Raw genomic sequence first — 20,159 nt, 5'->3', positions numbered from 1 at the left:
TAAATGCATCGCCATACAAATAGGGATCGTTCACGAAGTCTGCCGAAGACTCCGTGGACGATCCCTGATTTTTGTTAGCCGAAGCTTACGATGCTGCCAGACGAATCTACGCCATCGATCCGTCTGCCCAGCACGCCTGCCAGTCCTCGCCAACGATTGGCATGAGCCTCGTCGACGACCTCGGGCATATAGCCAAGCTTCAAATAGGTCTTAACCGCGGGCAGGCGGAAATTATCCGTATGCAGCACGCACCGCGTCCGTCCCTCCTGCTTCATCTGCAGGAGCGCCGCCAGACTGACCCATAAGCCCAAACCTCGTCCGGCATGCTCCGGCACAATCCCGACCATATGCAGATAGCCGGTGTCCGCATTCCATTGCGGCCTGAACCAAGCCGAAGCGGTCGCAACCGGCACGCCGCTGCGGTCGCATACGAACCATACCCGTTCCGGCCGATAGGCTTCGTCTTCCGTCATATGCTTCGCGAAGGAATAAGCCTCGCCGAAGGATGCGCCGATGATCCGCTCCCACGCCTCTTCATCGCCTGAACGGAAGCTCCTCGCCTGATAGCCGTCCGGCAGCGATAGTGCAGGCAGCGCGTCCAGCCCATCTTTTATCATCATTAACTGCGTCTGACTCGTTTCCGCCATATCGATCCCGCTCCCCATTAACCGGATTATCGCCATTCTGGTCTGCTGCTGCTTACCGTTTGTTTACAGCTTGCGTTTGCGCTTATTATAACCCTGCTCATCGTAAGGCTGAAGCTTCTCCAGCCACAGCTCCAGCAAGGCCTGAACCTCTTCCTTGTACGAAGCCAGCTCGGACGGATCGTTCAACGTTTCTTCGCGAGGCTTGATTTGATCGAGTTCTTCGAAGACGAACGCATCGCCGCCGAAGGCCGCCCAATCCTGCCTGAGCTCGGACATCGTATTCATGTTCGTCTGTTTGAAGAAATCGAAACGGTTGCGTGCGCCTTCGAGATCCATCGTCCCGTCCACGTAGAGCTTGCCGTTTACCGTATTGCGAATCTGATACACGCCCATCGGGCGAAACGAAGTCTTGTACGCGGAAGCGATTTCCTTCTTCTTCTGTTTATCGAGCGTCATTCCGTTTAATGCTCCTTTCATTCTTGCCTATTCCTTAATAGCCGAGCTCCTTCAGCATCCTGGACAGCGTCCGCAGCCGTTCGCCGATCATCTCGCCGTCATCGCTGAGCGCTTGGTTGAACAGCTTCATATCTTCGTTGATCTTCTCGTTCTCCGTGCATACGGCAATCGTCATCGCGTCTCCCTGCAAACCGATCCGATCGATGACCGGTTGTTCCGGATCGTACAGATCCTTGTAGCGGTACGCATCCTGAAAATGCATTAGTCCCCTGCTCACCAGAATCGCCAAATCCAGCACGCGGTGAAGCGGCAATTCCTCGGACTGCCTGGACCATTTCTCGCCCGTGTAGCGCCATACCTTAGCTGAAATATCGAGCTTGCCGCGGTCATTCCACTGCGCGAGGCCTAGGGAAAGGCCTTTCGCATCGGAGTTCCCGACGTATCTGCCGTCGATCTGCTCGTAATTCTCGGCTACGATAACCGGTTTATGTTTTAACGTCGTAGGAATTTTCATCAGTATGCTCCATTCTTGATCCATTATCTAATTTACTAATTTACTTATTTACTAAATCTATAATTGATCATAGCCGATTCACGAAATAGAAGTCAATAGGCTGTTCTATCCGAGAATTGAACGCTTTTCCGACGTTGTCGCGCTGTACGAGCGAGTAACGGTGCCTTAAAGAATCGAAAGACGCATGGGCGCTCGGCCTCCGATTATCGAATCGACTCTTCTGCGCTGTTCGTTCCTGCTTGTTCCCGCCGCTGTCTGTTCAGGCCAACCTTGGACATATAAAATCCCAGCAGCAGCACCCCGAACAGCGTCTCGAACATGACCACTCTCCTAACGGGTGTCGAGTTCGGCGTAATATCGCCGAAGCCGAGCGTCGTGATCGTAATGGCGCTGAAATACCAGAAGTCTTCGACATGGTAGTTCACGTATCCGTTGATGCCGATGTACAGCTCGAGAAAGTCGCTATCCAGCAGCGTATGGGAAGCCGCGATCAAACGGCTGAGATGCTTGTCTTCCTGGTCGTTCTTGAACACCTGCATGAACGGCTCGTACTCCCGCTCGGCAAAATACAGCTTTACCGTCTTCGACGGCTTCCCGAGCCCCGATTCGCCCGCCGGCTTGGCATCGTCCGGCGATAGATATTTCAGCGCCGCATTCGCGCCTGCCGCATCATCGTTCGATTTATATAACCGCACCTCGACTTCCGTGTACGGCTTATGCATGAACGGCTCCCAAGCCTCCAGGGACTCGTAGTCCAACAGTTTCGGATCCAGTAGATACGGCTCAGGCGAAGCCGCGAAGGAATAATATCGATAGCCTTCCCGGACGAACCGGTCTTCATAAATTTCGCCCCAGTTGATCCCGGCCGAAGCAAGCGTCAAGTATTCGTTCGAAGGCAGCTTGATATAGTCTTGCTTGTACTGCGATTTTTTTAAAATTTCTGCTAATCGGTAGCGGTCATAAGCATCGTATTTGTCATCCGCCGAGATGCCCTTCAGCGTCGTTTGGATTTTGGCCTGCTCCGAGAAAACGAAATCATCGCCTTTCGTCCGCTCCGCCATGTAATAGTAAAAAGCGCCGCACCAAATCCAAAGGAACAAATACAGAAGCAGGGTCACGTTCTTCGCATTTCGCCGCAGCCAGCGGATATAACCGTTCGTGCATGCGCATAGCAGCGCGAGCAGCAGCGGATACCCGATCATTTGCAGACCGATCTCGAACCGCTCGGATTGTTCCGGGCCGTATTCGCCCGTTGCCTCCACCAGCATTCGGATACAGGCGATCGATGCTTGAAATCCAAACAGCGCAACAATCAGCAGCGCGACATGCAGCAGCATTTGTCCGGACAGCTTCATTTGCCAGTTCGAATAGATCAATCGCTGATCCAGATAGAATCCCCAGGCCAACGCCAGCACCGCGGCCGCCTTCACGCACGTCAGCGCGCCGTGATAGTTCGTATGGACAAGCGCGTATTCCAGGCTTGCCGCCATAATTAGCAAGGACATCGCAAGATGCCTGGATGACGAAATCCGTTCAGACAGGCGCATGGCTCCCGCTCCCTTCGCGTTTGAAGCCTATTTACCCCAATTGGCGAACCTGAACACACCATGCCATGCGCCATGCGGATGTTCTCCGTTTCGAGTCAAAAAAGGCGCGCAAATCCGTTACCTATCTCGCCGGCACTTGGACATCCACATAAGCGCACCTTCGCAGGCCGCATATCATGTACGAAAACAAGCATGGAGGGGATTCGCGGATGAAGCGTTCCAAACACGGAGGCAAGAACATCAGGATCTATTATGTGACGATCAACAAATGGATTACGATCAATCAGCATGCAAGCAACAATTCGCAGATCAACCGGAACATCGGCACGTATGCCAACGAGGGCGGCCAGAATGCGAAGAAAGGCGGCAAGAACATTCAGAAGCGTTAATTTGCGCTCCGTACAGGAACGAAGCAAGCCTGCAACAGCAAAGCTGTAGAAAAAGCGCCCCGGAACGGGCGCTTTTTCGTTTCCCATAACCTTTTTCAATTATTACTTTGACACATAGAGTAATGATGTGATACATTTACTCCATCAGATAGAACTCTATCAGATAGAACACTATGAGGTAGAGCACTGTGACATAGAGCACTGCGACGCAGAGCAATGACTAACCGGCGATTGCATAGTCCAAGAACAAGAACAGGAGGACCCCGCATGATTCGAAGCGATATAATCCGCGGCCATCTCGACGCCATCATTTTGCGGCTGATTTATGAAGAAGACCGTTACGGGTACGAGATTTCCAAAGAAATCAGCGTCCGTACGGACGACAGGTTTCAAATCAAAGAAGCGACGCTTTACGCGGTTTTCCAGCGGTTAGAGCGCAAGGAACTGATCGAATCGTATCTCGGCGACATTTCGCACGGCGGCAAACGCCGCTACTACAAGATCACGAAGCTCGGCAAGGCTTACCTCAAGGAAACGGTCGAGGAATGGAACGAAATCAAAGAGATTGTCAATATATTCATGGAGGGACTATGACAATGAAAAAAATCAAAACGCATGTGGACGAATGGTTCGCGGACATACCGGACAGCGAACAGAAGCAGGCGATCCAAGAAGAGATCACGCAAAACCTGGAGGAGAAAGTGTTCGATCTCATGCGCAGCGGCAAGTCCGAAGAAGACGCCACCAACAAGGCCATCGTCGAATTCGGCGACATTTCGGACATCAAACAGGAACTCGGCGTCAAACAAGGTAAACAGGGCTCCAGCAAACGGCAGGTCGGCCTGCATCTCGGCTTCTCGTTATGGGGCAGCGGATTGATCATCGCGCTCTTCTTGTTCATTAACGTGTACTACACGCCGGACGTCATTTGGTTCGTCTACCCGACCTTTGCCGTCGCCTGGTGGCCGCTCGTCATGTTCTACAGATGGCTCGGTTGGAAATAAGGAGGCGATCCGATGCGAACACATCGCGTAGCATTTGCCGTTTCAGGCAGTTTCATGTCCATCTTCTTCTTGATGCTCGTTAATTTCCTCACCACGCCGGGAGAACTTTGGTTCGTCCACCCTGCTTTTGCTCTGCTGCAATGGCCGCTAGCGCTCTATTACGCAGGCACGGGCAGGATCAAAGCTTACTCCTTGGCATCCACCGTACTCATCATTGCCTATCTGGCTTACCAGAACATCGTGAATTCACCGGATTATCCGTGGATCTTGTACGCCGGCTTCGCCGTCGTCTGGTGGCCCATTCTCATGTATGCCGGACGTTTCGCGGGTACGCTTGCGATGGCGCTCGCCGGCAGCTTCTGCATCATCATCTATTACGGCTTGCTGAACCTGCTTCTCGCTCCGCAGTTTCCGTGGATCATCTTCCCGGCTTATGCGGTCCTGTGGTGGCCCATGTCGATCTACTTCAGCCAACGGAGGCAGTGGTTTTCCTTCGCGCTGTGCGCCTCGCTGCTTACCTGCGCGCTGTTCATCATGGTGAACGCGGTCACGTCGCCGTCGGATATTTGGGCGATCTACCCCATCTTCGCCGTCATCTGGTGGCCGCTCAGCATGTATTATTTTGTGAAGAAACCTACGGTTTGAACCTTCGTACGGTGGGATAGTACAATAGAAGCTTGAACTAGCATCCTACATTAACGGAGTTGACCGACCACATGCTCAATTTTATTATGCACAACGATCACGCCAATGCGCGTATTTCCGTCTCGCAGGCCAAACCGCACGATACGCAGGCCGTCATGGATTTGCTCGTCGGCACGGCAAGGTGGCTGCAAAGCCAAGGCTCGACGCAATGGAGCGCCTTGCTGGCCGGAGATGACCATCATAACGTTGCCGGACATATCGAGAAAGGTGAGCTGTTCTTGTTCCGGGACGGCAATACGCTGGCAGGCATCGTCCTTCTTATGCAAGTGCCGGGCGATTGGGATCATAACTTATGGGGCGCGGACGGTCACGAATCCGTCGTTTACCTTCACCGGCTTGCGATCAACCGCGATTATTCGGGACAAGGCCTTGGCGCCGATATCGTACATTGGGCGGAGAACGGCGTTTCGTTCCCGGGTAAAACCGTCATGCGCTTGGATTGCATCGCCAGCAATCCGAAACTGAACGCCTTCTACAGCGGACTTGGCTATACCTTCAAAGGCACGTCGCCGAGCGGATTTTGCTTATACGAGAAACAACTGCCGCAACGTTAATAGTTAGCAAGCACGTACACATTACGCAACTGAATAGACCACATGCTGCTATGCATCCGGTGGTCTATTTGGTATGCCCGGAAAGCAGGCTACAAGCATGTCAAAATATTTATATCGGCTAGGTCACTGGTCCGCCCGTCGGGCTCGCTTCATCATTGGTCTTTGGGCCGTCCTGCTCATCGCGGCAATCTGCTTGGGCACAATGGCAGCAGGTCCTGTCAGCAACAACTTCTTCATTCCGGGAACCGACTCCCAGCGAGCGCTTGACCTGTTGAATGAACAATTCCCGCAAGCGAACGGAGGTTCCGTCCGACTCGTGTTCTCCGTACCCGAGGGAACGAAACTATCGGACGAAAGCACGCAGCAGACGGTGAACAAGATGCTGGAGGAAGTTCGCAAGGATAAAGCCGTTACCGCCGTCATGAATCCATACGATACCGACGCGATAAGCGCAGACAAGCGAATTGGATACGCCGATGTCAGCTACCAAGCGATCGCGGAGAACGTGTCTGAAGCATCCAAAACCCATCTCATAGACAGCATCGCGCTTACTCGTGATGCCGGTATTCAGACTGAGCTGGGAGGCTCCGTTGACATGAACGAAGAGTCCGGCGGCGGCTTTTCTGAAGTCATTGGCGTCGTTTTCGCCTTCGTGGTGCTTGCAGTTACGTTCGCTTCGTTCCGTATGGCGTTCCTGCCGATTCTGTCCGCCATCATCGGCGTCGGCATCGGAGTCATGTGCGTCTATTACGGCGCCAACTTCTTCGACATGAATTCAACGGGCACGATATTGGCGCTCATGCTAGGTTTGGCCGTCGGCATCGACTACTCCTTATTTATTATTTCCCGCCATCGCAAGCAGGTGGACGGCGGAATGGAAATCAAAGAGTCAATCGCGCTGGCGACGGCCACGGCAGGCAGCGCCGTTATCTTCGCGGGACTAACGGTTATCATCGCCCTCGCTTCATTGGCGGTCCTGGGCATTCCATTCTTGAGCGTCATGGGATTATCCGCTTCGTTTACGGTTCTTATCTCGGTCCTCATTGCCATCACCTTGATTCCGGCGATTTTATCGCTCATTGGCAGCCGCATCCGTTCGAAAGTTCGCAGACGCAAGCCGCATACCCGGAGAAGCAAGCCTTTCGCCTATCGGTGGGGACAATTCGCAGCGAGGTTCCCGATCCCGATCCTTATCGTCGGCATCCTCGGGCTAAGCGCGCTTGCACTGCCCGCCTTGAATATGAGGCTTGGCTTGCCGGACGATAGCATGCACTCGACCGAATCCTCGTCGCGGCGCGGTTACGATCTGCTGTCCGAAGGGTTCGGCCCCGGATTCAACGGCCCCCTGGCCATCGCCATCCGATCCACGGACGGAGCGCAAGTGCAGGAGGCTGCCGCTAAGATCGCAAGCGACCTTGGGAAAATGCAGAACGTCGCTGCTGCTTCGCCGCCCATGGTTAATGAAGCCGGCAATATAGCCATCGTCAGCGTGACGCCGATGACCGGACCCAACGACGATCTCACGCACGACTTAGTGAAATCAATAGGAGAACGCGGCAACCAGCTTGCAAAAGATTCTCCGGTCCAATTGATGGTTACAGGCGTCACCGCCCTGAATATCGACCTCTCCGACCGCCTGAGTACAGCGTTCCCGCTCTTCGGATCGATCATTATCGTGCTTGCGTTCATCTTGCTGCTGCTCGTATTCCGCTCGTTGCTCGTGCCGATAAAAGCCGTTCTCGGCTTCATGCTGTCGCTGCTCGCGTCACTCGGCGCCGTCGTGTCGGTCTTTCAGTACGGTCACTTCGCCGGCTTGCTGGGCATTCCGGCGGCAGGCCCGATCGTCAACTTCCTGCCCGTACTGCTGACCGGTATCCTGTTCGGACTCGCGATGGATTACGAAGTCTTCCTCGTCTCCCGCATGCGCGAAGACTTCACGCATACCGGAGAAGCGCGGCAAGCCGTCAAGGACGGACTCGGCCATAGCGGACGCGTGGTTACCGCAGCCGGACTGATCATGGTCTTTGTATTCGGCAGCTTTGTTTTCTCGCCGGATCCGACAAGCAAAGCGATGGGTTTATCGCTCATGCTTGGCGTTCTCATCGACGCCTTCGTCGTACGCATGACGCTCGTCCCCGCAATCATGACATTGCTAGGAAAGTCGGCTTGGTATTTGCCGAAATGGCTGAACCGCATTTTGCCGAACGTAGACATCGAAGGAGAGTCCGTCATGAACGAAATAGCTTCCAGGAAACAAGCAGATCCCAAGCAAAAGAAGATCTCGATACCACAAACTAGCAAAAGACTGCATCCTTAACTCAATAAAGCCTCTCCCGCTTCACATCAATGGGAGAGGCTTATTTTTTTGCAGTTTCGAATGCAACACTACCGGCGTTTATCGCCGCTTCTCATCCTAACCGGCACCGCTGCTCATCAGCGCAGCCACTCATACGGACTGCGGTACTTCCTGAACCTCCGCAGCACGGCTTCTACCTGAGCGGCCCGTTCCTCCAGCGTCCCCCGGAGCAGCATGTACGGAATGCGGCGCGTTTGCAAATCGGCAGCGATTTGTTTCTGGAACACTTGGCGGTGCACTTCTCCGGAACGATCCCATGTATCGTCGTATGGAATATCGTCGTCGCAGAGAAACACAAGATCGTATCGCGACGAGGCGTTCTCCGCCAAACGCGTCAACTCCGGCGTCGCCTCGCCGTGGTAATCATGGGAGAACATATACGTCGTTATCGCGTTCGTATCGATGAACAGCACCTCGCGGGCGTCCAGCGCAAGCCGTTCTTCCCGCTCGATATGACCGACGGCGATCGCCTCCAATTGTTCGAGGGTCAACCGCCGTTCGATCTGATGCATCTCCCAATATTCGCGGCCGTACTCCGGCATCCATACCGTTCGCAAGCGTTCGGACAGATGTGCGGCCAGCGTCGACTTGCCCGTCGAAGGAGCGCCCAGGAATACCGCTTTGACGACGTGATCCCGATAGACGACCGGGCTCAGGAAAGCACGGTTGTCGTATGGTGCAAGCCGAACTTGCGTGCCCGAGACCGGAATCCGCTTCCGGCCGGGATCGACCTGCCGATTCTCGGCACCGAGCGCAATGCTCATATGCTCGCCGTAGAATTCGCTGGAATAGAAGCGGTCGATCTTCTTCCCGTTAAGCTTGCCGAGAATATATCGCTCCTGCAATTGTTTGATCTCCGGCGTATCGCCGGCTGCAGCAGGTCCGTCCCACGCCTCGATAACCTGTACGTTGGGACTTGGATACAACGTCCGAATCCATGCCGCCCGCACGTTCAGCGGAATATCCGTCGTTTCCGGGCAATCGTAGATGATGACAATGACTTTGTCGTTCTCCCGAATCGCGGCTTCGATCATCGATTGATGCCCGAGATGAAGCGGGGCGAATTTCCCCAATGTCAAACCCGTTCCTGCTCGCGTGCCGCTCATGCCGGCAGCCCCCTTGTGTCGGATTGCAGCGCTCTTCGCCACGAAATATGCCCTGCGATGGCGATGGCGAGAAAGATAACGTATAGAAACGCGAGCGTATACAGGTCTTTATACGCATACATGGCGACGGATAACACATCGACGGCGATCCAGCACATCCAATTCTCGAACACTTTCGAGGAGAGCAAATATTGAGCGATCAGACTAAGCGTGGCTATCAACGCGTCCGCGTAAGGGATCGATGCATCGGTATAGCTCTGCAATAAGTAACCCCAGATCAGCGTTATGACGGGTAACAGCACTGCAAGCAGCCAGCCTTGCCGCAGCGTCAGTCTTCGCGTCGGACGTACCTTCGCCGTGCCCCGATTCGTCAGCCATACCATCCAGCCGTAAACAGTGAGCGCGAAGAAAAAGACCTGCAGCATCATATCGGCGTATAGCTTCGCGTCCTCGAACATGTAGAAGAAACAAGCGACGTTCACCAGTCCGACCGGCCAAGCCGAGATTCGTTCCCGTGCCGTCAGCCAGACGCTGAGCAGCCCCGTCGTCGTTGCAACGATCTCCAGCGTCGTCGAGGACGTCACCCCTGCGATGCCAATCATGCAAATAAATAATACCGGCAGTACCCAAGGCCTGTTCATAAGCGGTTCCCCCTGCGATGAAATGGATTTTAAAACTATCACAATGACAATATCAATAACGATGACAAGTGCCCGCGCTCTATTCGACTGTTCGCTTGAGTACGGGCTTCCTTCCAACAATTGATATTGTCATTATGACATATTAAATAACGATGTCAACCCCCCTTCACAAAAAAGGGCTCTCCGTCTCCGTCGATCACCCGGAACCGGAAAGCCCGTTGTCATTAAAACGCCCAGTTGCCGCCCCTGAATACCGGCTCTTGACTGCCGTCTTCTCTTACGCCGTCAATCTCGAGATCCGCAGTGCCGATCATGAAATCCACATGCGTCAAGCTCTGGTTCAGTCCGCGTTCCAGCTGCTCTTCCTTGCTCATCGTCAGTCCGCCTTCCAGACAAAACGGGAACGCGAAGCCGATGGCCAAATGGCAGGCCGCATTCTCATCGAACAGCGTGTTGAAGAACGTAATATTCGTATCCGATATCGGCGAGCGGAACGGTACGAGCGCGATTTCGCCCAAATAATGCGAGCCTTCGTCCGTCTCGACGAGCTCTCGCAGCGCCTCCTGTCCCAGCTCGGCTTCATAAGCGGTAATCCGTCCGTCGACGAACGTAATCGCAAACCGGTCGATCAAATTGCCGTTATAGCTGAGCGGTTTGCTGCTGACGACTTTGCCGTTAATGCTTGTGCGGAGCGGGGACGTGAATACTTCCTCCGTCGGCATGTTCGGGATGAACGTCGTTCCCTCCTTGTTCTGCGTGCCGGCGCTCACCCAAATATGCCCTTCCGGCAAGCCGATCGTCACATCGGTTCCCGTAGACGCGCTGCGATATTGCAATCGCTTGTAATTCCGTTCGTTCAGACGAGCGGCTTTGGCGCGCAGATTGGCCGCATGCTCCCGCCAAGTGGCGACCGGATCTTCCGCATCGACGCGAACGGCCGCGAAGATCGCTTCCCATAGCGCGTCAACGCGCTCCCCTGCGGCATGCCCGGGAAACACTTTATCCGCCCACGGCTGCGTCGGAACGGCTACGATCGACCAGGATACCTCGTTGTTCAAGGTGAATTTACGGAACGGCTGCAGCGCATTCTGCTGCGCTTTCGTTGCCATGCCGATCCGTTTGGAATCGATGCCGTTCAGCAGATCCGGATCTTCAGCGATGACCCATAGAAACGCGGCGCCTTCCTCGGCTAATCGCACGCGTCCTTCGGCAAGCCACGACGGATACCCGGACAATCCTTCTTCGGGCGAAAGCTCCAGGCGCGCGCGGGTGACCGCCTCGTCGCTCCAATCGACGTGCACGTACTGCGACCCGATGCGATAGGCATGCTTGACGATTTCGCGCACGAATTCGGCAGCCGCTACTGGTGCGATCACGCAAAGCTTCTGCCCTGGCTGAACATTTACGCCGACCTCGACGGCAAGCGCCGCATACTGCTCGACTCGTTGTTGGAACGATTTCATATTCTTGCACTCCTCTTCGTGTGGATTGATGAAATGGATAGAGATTGCATGGATCAAAGCGATGTCCATTATACCAGTGCGCGATGACGGGTTGCAAAAGAAAGAAGACCGTTCGCGTACGAACGGTCTTCCTGTCTATCCTGTCTTCCCGGTCTATCGCGCTTAAGATTGGAACTGCGCCCGATGCAGCCTGCTGTAATGGCCGCCGGCCGCGAGCAGCTCTTCGTGCCTGCCCTGCTCCGATACGCCTTGCTCCGTAACGACGATGATGCGGTCGGCATTCTTGATCGTCGCGAGCCGGTGGGCGATGACGAGCGTCGTTCGGCCCTGGGAGAGCTCGGCCAATGACTGCTGAATAGCGGACTCCGTCTCCGTATCCAGCGCCGAAGTCGCCTCGTCCAGAATGAGAATCGGCGGGTTCTTCAGGAACATCCGCGCGATGGCGACGCGCTGCTTCTGCCCGCCGGACAGCTTCACGCCGCGCTCGCCGACGATCGTATCCAGTCCGTCGGGAAGCGATTGGACGAACGCTTCCAGCTGCGCGCGCTTCACTGCCGCCCATAGCTCAGGTTCCGGGGCGTTCATCTTGCCGTACAAAATATTTTCGCGCAGCGTGCCCGCGAACAAGAAAACGTCCTGCTGCACGATGCCGATGCCTTTGCGAAGCGAAGCCAGCTTCAAGTCGCGGATATCCGTCCCGTCGATCGAAACGCTGCCTCCAGTTACGTCGTAGAAGCGCGGCAGCAGGCTGCACAGCGTCGTTTTGCCCGCGCCGGAAGGTCCGACGAAGGCCACCGTTTCGCCCTCGTGAACCGTCAGGTTGATCTGCTTCAGCACTCTGGCTTCTTCCCCGTAACCGAAGCTGACGTCGCGGAATACGATGTCGCCCTGCAACTTGTCCACGGTCACGGCGTTCGGGCGATCCTGCACTTCCGGTTCCGTTTCCAATAGCTCGACATAGCGCTTGAAGCCGGCGAAGCCTTTCGGATAGCTCTCGATGACGGCGTTGATCTTCTCGATCGGTCCGATGAAAACATTCGCGAGCAGCAGGAACCCGACGAATTCGCCCGCCGTCAGTTCGCCGCGAATAACGAACCATGTGCCGCAAATCATCACGAACAACGTGACGAGCCGTTTCAGCATATAATTGATCGACGAATTGGACGCCATGATTTTGTACGACATCAGTTTGGAGACGCGGAAGCGCAAATTGTTTTCGTGGAACAGCACTTTCTCGTGCTGCTCGTTGCCGAACGCCTGCACGACGCGAATGCCGCCGACGTTGTCTTCGACGCGGGCGTTGAAGTCCGCGATATCCGAGAACAGCCGGTGGAATGCTTTGGTCATTTTCGCGCTGAAATAGATGGCCAGCCAAATCATCACCGGCACGACGACGAACGTCAGCAGCGCGAGTTTCCAATTGATGAGCAGCATGAGAATGAATGCGCCGACGAGCGTCATGACCGCGATGAAGAGATCCTCCGGTCCATGATGCGCCATTTCGCCGATTTCCATCAAGTCATTGGTCAACCGGGCGATCAGATGGCCCGTCTTGGTATTGTCGAAGAACCGGAAGCTCAGCTTCTGAATATGATCGAACAGCTTGCGCCGCATATCCGTTTCGATGTTGATGCCGAGCATATGTCCCCAGTACGTGACGATATAGTTCAAGAAGGCGTTAAGCAGATAAATAAAGAGCAGCCCGGCGCATGCCCAGGCGATCAAGCTCCAATCCTTGCCCGGCAGCAGCTTGTCGATGAATTTATTGACCGCGACCGGAAAACCGAGCTCCAGGAAGCCGGCAAGGATGGCACTGAAGAAATCGAGATAGAACAATTTCTTATACGGCTTGTAATAGGCGATAAAACGCGACAACATGATTTCGTTCCTCCTGACTGTGATTTACGAACGGTGGAACTGCTTTGCCACCACTGCTTATGTAACTTGCTTATGTAACTTGCTTATGTAACTTGCTTATGTAACTTGCTTATGTAACTTGCTTATGTAACTCTCGCTGACTTTTCGCGTAATGAGAATCATTTTCATAATATAGAGTTCGACGTGACTTGTCCATGCTTTACATACGACTTTGTAGAAAAAATCCGAACCCTTCGGGATTTCGCTTAAGGTCCGGTTCGACATGTTTGGAGCCGTACCTGTCATAGACTAATTTATCATTCCGGCATGCGAGCACGATTCGGAAGGCGCCGGACGAACGAGGTGAACGCTATGCTCCAACGGATCCAACCCGCCGTCGATGCGCTGATCGGCGGGCTGCTGCAGCGGCAAGCCGCGGACGGCAGCTGGCGCATGGGCTTTATTGAAGGCGGCACGACCATGGATGCCGCGGCCGTCTTCCTGCTGCAAAGCATCGGAATCCGCAAGCCGAAGCTCGTGCGCGCGCTGGCGGAACGCATGCTGGCCAAGCAAACCCAAGACGGGGCTTGGCTCGTATACCCCGACGAAGAAGGCGGCAACGCATCCGCGACGGCGGAATGTTATTACGCTTTGCAATATGCCGGGCTTTCGCCGAACGAGCCTGCCTTGAAGAAGGCGAAGGAAGCATTCGAGGCGCTTGGCGGCATGAAGCAGATCGACAGCCTGCTGACGAAATTCCGGCTTGCCGTCATTGGCCGCTACCCTTGGCCGCGATGGTTTCCGGTTCCTCTCTCCATCATGATGCTCCCGCCCTCGTCCCCGATCCATTTCTTCCAATTCTCCGGCTACGCTCGCGTTCATATGGCGCCGATGATGCTGCTCGCCGACCGCAAACCGGGCAGCAAGTTCCCGCAGGTGCAGTCGTTGACCGAGCCTGTTCGCGGCGGGAACGAATTCAAGCGGCTCATGCGGAGCTGGCACGCGCATTTCCGCTTGCCTATTCAAGATCTGTCCGAGCAGCGTCGCAAAGGATTGCTGTCCCTGCCCGCCAAATTGCACGACCAAGCCGCCGGACGCGCCGAGCGTTACATGCTGGATCGAATCGAGCCCGACGGTACGCTCCACGGTTATTCAAGCTCCACCTTAATGATGCTGCACGCGCTGCACGCGCGAGGGTATTCGATGCAACATCCCGTCATGGAAAAGGCAGTGCGCGGACTTGAAACGCTTTTTTTCCCGGATCGCCTGACGGCGGCGCTGCCTTCCATGCAGATCACGACTTCGGCGCTGTGGGATACGGCGCTGACCAGCCACGCCCTCCAAGCCGCCGGCTTAACCGGCGAACATCCCGCTGTCGCGAAAGCAGGCCGCTATCTCCTCGACCGCCAGCATACTGCCCTGGGCGACTGGAAACGCAACGTGAAACGGCCCGTGGCCGGCGGCTGGGGCTTCTCCGACGTCAATACGATCAATCCCGACGTCGATGACACGACGGCGGCCATGCGCGCCGTCCGCGGCCTTCCCGGCTCATCGGTCCGGCAGGCCGTCGACCGCGGCCTGCAATGGCTGCTCGCGATGCAGAACAGCGACGGCGGCTGGGCCGCGTTCGAACGTAATGTCGACAGCCGGATCATTCGCTGGGTGCCCTTGGACGGCGCTGAGGATGCCGCGACCGATCCGTCCACGCCGGACTTGACCGGCCGAACGCTGGAATACCTCGGACGAAGCGCGGGTCTGACGAGCGATCACGCGTACATTCGCCGCGGGGCGGATTGGCTGTATGACCGCCAAGAGAAGGACGGCTCCTGGTATGGACGCTGGGGCGTTTGCTACATTTACGGAACCTGGGCGGCGCTGACCGGATTGGCTGCCGTCGGCGAACCTGCCGATCACCCGCAAATCCGCAAAGCGGTGGATTGGCTGTTCCGGGTCCAGCAGCCGGACGGCGGCTTCGGCGAATCCTGCGCCAGCGATCGGGTCAAACGCTACCTTCCGCTGTCCTATTCGACGCTCTCGCAAACCGCCTGGGCGCTCGATGCCCTGATCGCCGTGCATGACCGGCCCTTGCCCGCCATGGAACGGGCTTGCGATTACTTGCTGACGCATGTCCAGCGGGGCGGGCCTGCCGCGGACTATCCGACCGGCGCGGGGCTGCCGGGCTGTCTCTATATGCGCTACGACAGCTATGCGATCGTCTGGCCGCTTCTGGTGCTCGCCAATTACCGCGCCAAATACGGCGGCGGCCACTAGGGGAAAGAAGTGAGCGCGCCATGTGATCGACTTCCATACACGTCCGTCATCTTCCGTTCGGCTTCCATTCCTTTCCGCTCCCCTCCCCGCTTCCGCAGCTCCAATCTCGCAACAAAAGGACGATCCAAACGGCAGACGCCGCCCGGAAAGTCCCTTTGTCGTCGCGGTCCAGTCCTTCGGCGATGATACGAATTGTATTCCTCCGTCATCGTATCCAGCAATATTTCGACTTCTACGAACATCATCTGCGAAATCCGCCTCCACTCTAAATTCGACATGACATTCAATCGAGATACGGCATGAAACACGGCATTTTCCGCCCATCACCTTGTACGTATAATCTGAACTTTCCTTAATGTTCGATGAGAAGGCTTTCATTTCAACCGACATTTCGCCCGCGCAATTCCTTCAATCGTTAAAAAATTATAATGTCCGCTTATATTTCCATAATCTCCTTGACATTGATACACTTTGTATCATAAATTATCTAATAGAAGGCCGGAAGTATAACCTTCGGCCCGGTACTAGATGGCTAGATTGACGTAAGGAGTTCGAAAACTATGACGATGGGAGACCGTTTGAGAGAGCTCAGGCTCCGCAAAAACATTTCGCAGGAAGAAGTGGCAAGGCAAATCGGCATTACCCGTTCCGCGTACAGCCATTACGAAATCAACAATCGCCAGCCTGTCTACGAAACGCTGAAGAAATTAGCGGTCCTGTTCAACGTTTCGCTGGACTATATTATTGGTGGAGAGCCAGTCAAGCCGGATACGCCGGTGTCACCCGAAGCGATCGAAATCATTAAAATTTTGAACGGCATGGACCAAGAGAGACGCAAGCAGTCTATCGACCGGATGATGGCCGTCCTCAAGCAGGCCGATTGAAGCTATTTGACGGTGCAAGGCAGCATGAACCAAATCATGGTGCCCTTCTCGACCGCACTGACCGCTCCGATCGTGCCTCCGTGAGCTTCGACGATCTCCTTCGCAATGGCGAGACCAAGCCCGCTGCCGCCGTCCGCGGAATTGCGGGAAGCCTCGATTTTGTAGAACCGGTCGAAAATATACGGCAGATGCTCTTCCTCGATTCCGACGCCCGTATCGCTGACGGTGACGATCACCCGATTCGTCGACGCTTCATAGTAAAAAGAAAGCGTTATCTCTCCGCCTCTCGGCGTATGCTTGATGGCATTGTAGATGACATTCGCCATGACCTGATCCATGCGGGACAAATCCAAGCTCAGCCGGATGCGGTTCTGCTGCTGTACCTCGTGGTTCTGTCCTTCACCGGGCACGTTCTCACTGAGATACTCGCAGTCGAACCGAATTCCGCTGCTGATGACGTCGATCTCGTACAAGTCTTTGACCTGCCTCATCCACTGCCCGAGCACCACCTCGCCGAAATCAAACCGCGTTTGCCCCGCCTCCAGCTTCGTCAGTTCAAACAAATCGCGAATCAGCCGATTCAGCCCTCCGACTTTTCCAAGCATCATCTTAATGTATCTCTGCTGTTGTTCCTCCGATTTCACGACGCCGTCCTGAAAAGCTTCCAAATAACCTTGCAGCAGCGTAATCGGCGTGCGCAAATCATGCGAGATGTTCGTCATCAGCTGCCTTCTCGACGTTTCCGAACGCTGCAGCTCGCGATTCGTTAGCGCCAACGATTCGTTGACCTCGCTGAGCGCGACCGTTCTCTCCTCGATTCGTTCCTCCAAGTGCATATTCAGCTCCCGAAGTTCGTTCGATACGTGCTCGACCTGGTATAAGGCGCTCGAAAACCGTTTAGAAATAATAAAGGACTGCATGAGCATGAAGAAAAACAACCCCAGCGGCACAAGCTGCGCATATACGAGCCATTCGTTATAGAACAGCATGTCATTCAGCACCGTGACCACGAATACCGCGACGCCGATCAGCACGAACGCGGATCCGATCCGCTTGCGGAGTCTCGCCGTAACGAGAACGACCAGCGTATAGGCGCTCACCGCGATGACATACAACTGGAACGCCGGCAGCAGCCTGGAATACACGATTGCCGGACACGCGAGCACGAACCCGCAGAGCGCGAACCCGATGCCGATGACCAAATGAATGACTTTCTTCGATGCGTCCATCGGGAAAAGCCGGTAAACGTACAAGTAGCCGGTGACCGCGCTGAGCGAGAAGGATATGTATTCGATCTTCAGCCCGCCCTCCCACGGAATCGGAAAGAACTGCAGCAGGTAATTCTCGCCCGTGACGCTCGCTCTGGCGCCCACTAACAGACACAGCAGGCCGAAATGAATCGTAAACTTCTCCTGCCTGCGGAATGCATAGAGGCCGATATGGTAGACGCCGATAATGACAAGGCTGCCGAGAATGAGCATCTCTTTGGCCGTCGTTATCATCTGCGCGTGGACGATCGTATCGCTGTTCCCCAGCATGATGGGCACCCAGATGCCCCCTTTGCGATGCTGAAAATTGGACACTTGAATAACGATGTCCACCTGCTCGGAATTGGTGGAGAACGAAACGATGCGCGGGTATTGCTGCGGCGTCGATTCGCTGCGGCTCGTCCCGACTCGGCCTTGCTCCGCCATGACTTTGCCGTCGATCCAAAGTTTGTAGCTGCTGAAGATATTCGGCACGCGCAGCGCCAGCACGCGGTCTTCCGGCGCAAGACGAACGGTCAGCTTGTACGTCGCGAAACCTTGACCGTTCCGAATGCTGGACTTGCCCGAATAGCTGTTCCACGACCGCGGCACCATGACATGGCGCTCCGGATACATGAGCTGCGGGCTGCCGGGAGTCAGCAGCTGACCGCCAAAAAACGACCATTTGCCCGACAGCGCGACTTGTCCATCGTCCTTGAACGACCACTGGCGCAAATCCAAAATGCCGTTTTTGGCCTCGGGTTCGCGGTCGCCCGTCTGAACCGTACAGCCCGATAGCGGGATGATAATGAAGAGCAGGAGCATAATGAGTGCTAATAAGCGGCGAATAATGATACCCTCCTGAAAACGTGGATTGCCCACCCCTCCCTAAATTCGCTATAATAGTGCGAGGAAGAGGGGGAACTTAGGAGATGTCTGGGTGCAAAATTTTAGTCGTTGACGATGAAGCGGATATTACCGAGCTGATTTCTTTATACATGGAACGCGAAGGTTATCACGTTCAGACGACCGATAACGGCGAGGATGCCGTCGCATACGCCGACACGTATCGGCCGGATTTGATCATCTTGGATGTGCAGCTGGGGCAAATGGACGGTTTCGACGTTTGCAAGCACATCCGCGAAGTTTCGGACGTACCCATCCTGTTCGTCAGCTGTAAAAGTGACGATACTGACATTATACATGGTCTGACCGTAGGCGGCGACGATTACATGACGAAGCCGTTCAGTCCAAGCCAGCTGGTCGCGCGCGTCAAAGCCCATCTTCGCCGGCAATCGGTGAACGACCGTCAGCTTCCTTACGACAGGGCCGCCGGCGAGGTGCTTCGTTTCGACGGACTGGTGATCGATCTGCCGGGCCGCACGGTCCATGTTAAAGGCAAAGAAGTATTTTTGTCGACCAAAGAATTCGAGCTGCTCGTCCGTCTCGCCAAGACGCCGAACCGCGCGTTCGCCTTGGACGACCTGTACACCATCGTCTGGGGACACGACAGCATGGGAGATACGCGAACCTTAATGGTTCATGTCAGCAATCTCCGCAAGAAAATCGAGCCCGATCCCGCGAATCCGATCTATATCGTCACGGTTCGGGGCGTCGGCTATAAATTCAACATCAAGGAAGGAAACCTGCATGTACAACGCTGATTTATGGAAAGATTACGAGCTCCTCGATACCGGAAACGGTGAAAAACTGGAACGCTGGGGGTCCTTCGTCCTCCGCAGGCCCGATCCGCAAGTCATTTGGCCGATCGCTAACGAAACCGGACGCTGGAACACGGCTGACGGCCATTACCACCGCAGCTCCTCCGGAGGCGGAGAATGGAACTTCCGCACGAAAATGCCCGAACGCTGGACCATCTCCTACAACGAATTGAAGTTTCATATCAAGCCGACGAGCTTCAAGCATACCGGCTTGTTCCCGGAGCAGGCCGTCAATTGGACCTGGATGATGGACAAGATCCGCAAGGCCGGCAGACCGATCAAAGTGCTTAACCTGTTCGCTTACACGGGAGGCGCAACGGTCGCCGCGGCAGCCGCGGGCGCAGAAGTTTGCCACGTCGATGCCGCTAAAGGCATGGTGCAATGGGCGAAGGAGAACGCCGAACTGTCCGGCCTGGCTTCTGCTCCCGTTCGCTACATTACGGACGACGTGTTCAAATTCGTGCAGCGCGAGCAGCGCCGCGGCAACAAGTACGACGCTATTATCATGGATCCGCCGTCTTACGGCCGCGGACCGAACGGCGAGATGTGGAAGCTGGAGCAGAACCTGTATCCGTTCCTGGAATCCTGCACGACGATTCTATCGGAGAATCCGCTGTTCGTATTGGTGAATTCGTATACGACGGGCCTTTCTCCTACCGTGCTGCACAACATGCTTCACATGACGGTCAATCAGACGTACAACGGCTCGATTCATTGCGGCGAAATCGGCATTCCGATTACGGCTTCGGGGCTGACGCTGCCTTGCGGCATATTAGGCCGCTGGGAGGGCCAGTAGG

General features: G+C 55.2%; 19 protein-coding genes. 10 read left to right on the top strand and 9 right to left on the bottom strand.

The annotated features are described in order from the left end of the window. Nucleotides 1–74: 74 nt before the first annotated feature. From GZH47_RS29130 to GZH47_RS34300, 4 genes are all read right to left on the bottom strand, one after another. Nucleotides 75–647, bottom strand: coding sequence for a GNAT family N-acetyltransferase (locus GZH47_RS29130; RefSeq protein WP_162644522.1), 573 nt, complete (start codon nt 645–647; stop codon nt 75–77). 63 nt (nt 648–710) lie between these two features. Continuing rightward, complete coding sequence (locus tag GZH47_RS29125) at nt 711–1,124, bottom strand: GIY-YIG nuclease family protein (protein ID WP_225446264.1); 414 nt, start codon at nt 1,122–1,124, stop codon at nt 711–713. Between the two features lie 13 nt (nt 1,125–1,137). Then, entirely contained in the window at nt 1,138–1,617 is a 480-nt protein-coding gene (locus tag GZH47_RS29120; RefSeq protein WP_162644520.1) for a DUF6530 family protein, read from the bottom strand. Nucleotides 1,618–1,820: 203 nt separating this feature from the next. Then, nucleotides 1,821–3,164, bottom strand: a complete 1,344-nt coding sequence (locus GZH47_RS34300) for a potassium channel family protein (protein ID WP_225446263.1) — start codon at nt 3,162–3,164, stop codon at nt 1,821–1,823. A 209-nt stretch (nt 3,165–3,373) separates the two neighbouring features. On the opposite strand from GZH47_RS34300, the gene GZH47_RS29110 reads away from it, so the two are divergent. The 6 genes from GZH47_RS29110 to GZH47_RS29085 all read left to right on the top strand — a co-directional run bounded on the left by GZH47_RS29110 (nt 3,374) and on the right by GZH47_RS29085 (nt 8,133). Beyond that, a complete protein-coding gene (locus GZH47_RS29110; protein WP_162644518.1) occupies nt 3,374–3,553 on the top strand; it encodes a hypothetical protein in 180 nt (59 codons plus the stop codon). A gap of 267 nt (nt 3,554–3,820) precedes the next feature. Next, nucleotides 3,821–4,147, top strand: coding sequence for a PadR family transcriptional regulator (locus GZH47_RS29105; RefSeq protein WP_161694379.1), 327 nt, complete (start codon nt 3,821–3,823; stop codon nt 4,145–4,147). A 2-nt stretch (nt 4,148–4,149) separates the two neighbouring features. Further along, on the top strand, nt 4,150–4,557 hold the full coding sequence (locus tag GZH47_RS29100) for a permease prefix domain 1-containing protein (RefSeq protein WP_162644516.1): 408 nt from the start codon (nt 4,150–4,152) through the stop codon (nt 4,555–4,557). A gap of 12 nt (nt 4,558–4,569) precedes the next feature. Beyond that, a complete protein-coding gene (locus GZH47_RS29095) occupies nt 4,570–5,202 on the top strand; it encodes a hypothetical protein (RefSeq protein WP_162644514.1) in 633 nt (210 codons plus the stop codon). Nucleotides 5,203–5,273: 71 nt separating this feature from the next. Next, a complete protein-coding gene (locus tag GZH47_RS29090; protein WP_225446262.1) occupies nt 5,274–5,816 on the top strand; it encodes a GNAT family N-acetyltransferase in 543 nt (180 codons plus the stop codon). A 97-nt stretch (nt 5,817–5,913) separates the two neighbouring features. After that, entirely contained in the window at nt 5,914–8,133 is a 2,220-nt protein-coding gene (locus GZH47_RS29085) for an MMPL family transporter (RefSeq protein WP_162644512.1), read from the top strand. Between the two features lie 116 nt (nt 8,134–8,249). Here GZH47_RS29085 and GZH47_RS29080 read toward each other — a convergent pair whose 3' ends face one another. The 4 genes from GZH47_RS29080 to GZH47_RS29065 all read right to left on the bottom strand — a co-directional run bounded on the left by GZH47_RS29080 (nt 8,250) and on the right by GZH47_RS29065 (nt 13,260). Beyond that, nucleotides 8,250–9,278: an AAA family ATPase gene (locus GZH47_RS29080; RefSeq protein WP_162644510.1), complete on the bottom strand. Its 1,029-nt coding sequence runs from the start codon at nt 9,276–9,278 to the stop codon at nt 8,250–8,252. Next, nucleotides 9,275–9,919 (bottom strand): nicotinamide riboside transporter PnuC, encoded by a 645-nt coding sequence (gene pnuC, locus GZH47_RS29075; protein ID WP_162644508.1) that lies wholly within the window; start codon nt 9,917–9,919, stop codon nt 9,275–9,277. The genes GZH47_RS29080 and pnuC overlap by 4 nt, the downstream gene beginning before the upstream one ends. Nucleotides 9,920–10,143: 224 nt before the next feature. Then, nucleotides 10,144–11,382, bottom strand: a complete 1,239-nt coding sequence (locus GZH47_RS29070; protein ID WP_162644506.1) for an aminopeptidase — start codon at nt 11,380–11,382, stop codon at nt 10,144–10,146. Between the two features lie 162 nt (nt 11,383–11,544). Further along, on the bottom strand, nt 11,545–13,260 hold the full coding sequence (locus GZH47_RS29065; RefSeq protein WP_162644504.1) for an ABC transporter ATP-binding protein: 1,716 nt from the start codon (nt 13,258–13,260) through the stop codon (nt 11,545–11,547). A 351-nt stretch (nt 13,261–13,611) separates the two neighbouring features. On the opposite strand from GZH47_RS29065, the gene GZH47_RS29060 reads away from it, so the two are divergent. Then, complete coding sequence (locus tag GZH47_RS29060; protein WP_225446261.1) at nt 13,612–15,510, top strand: terpene cyclase/mutase family protein; 1,899 nt, start codon at nt 13,612–13,614, stop codon at nt 15,508–15,510. Nucleotides 15,511–16,070: 560 nt separating this feature from the next. Continuing rightward, nucleotides 16,071–16,394: a helix-turn-helix domain-containing protein gene (locus GZH47_RS29055; RefSeq protein WP_162644500.1), complete on the top strand. Its 324-nt coding sequence runs from the start codon at nt 16,071–16,073 to the stop codon at nt 16,392–16,394. A 2-nt stretch (nt 16,395–16,396) separates the two neighbouring features. Here GZH47_RS29055 and GZH47_RS29050 read toward each other — a convergent pair whose 3' ends face one another. Next, entirely contained in the window at nt 16,397–18,523 is a 2,127-nt protein-coding gene (locus tag GZH47_RS29050; protein WP_162644498.1) for a sensor histidine kinase, read from the bottom strand. 50 nt (nt 18,524–18,573) lie between these two features. Here GZH47_RS29050 and GZH47_RS29045 point away from each other — a divergent pair, with 50 nt between their 5' ends. Continuing rightward, a complete protein-coding gene (locus GZH47_RS29045) occupies nt 18,574–19,305 on the top strand; it encodes a response regulator transcription factor (protein WP_162644496.1) in 732 nt (243 codons plus the stop codon). Beyond that, nucleotides 19,292–20,158, top strand: a complete 867-nt coding sequence (locus tag GZH47_RS29040) for a class I SAM-dependent methyltransferase (protein WP_162644494.1) — start codon at nt 19,292–19,294, stop codon at nt 20,156–20,158. Before GZH47_RS29045 ends, GZH47_RS29040 begins: the two co-directional genes overlap by 14 nt. Nucleotide 20,159: the final 1 nt, after the last annotated feature.

Source organism: Paenibacillus rhizovicinus (genome assembly GCF_010365285.1).
In the GTDB taxonomy this organism is placed as follows: Bacteria; Bacillota; Bacilli; order Paenibacillales; family Paenibacillaceae; genus Paenibacillus_Z; species Paenibacillus_Z rhizovicinus.
Note: the sequence above shows the minus strand (reverse complement) of the source record. Positions and strands in the feature narration are given on the sequence as shown.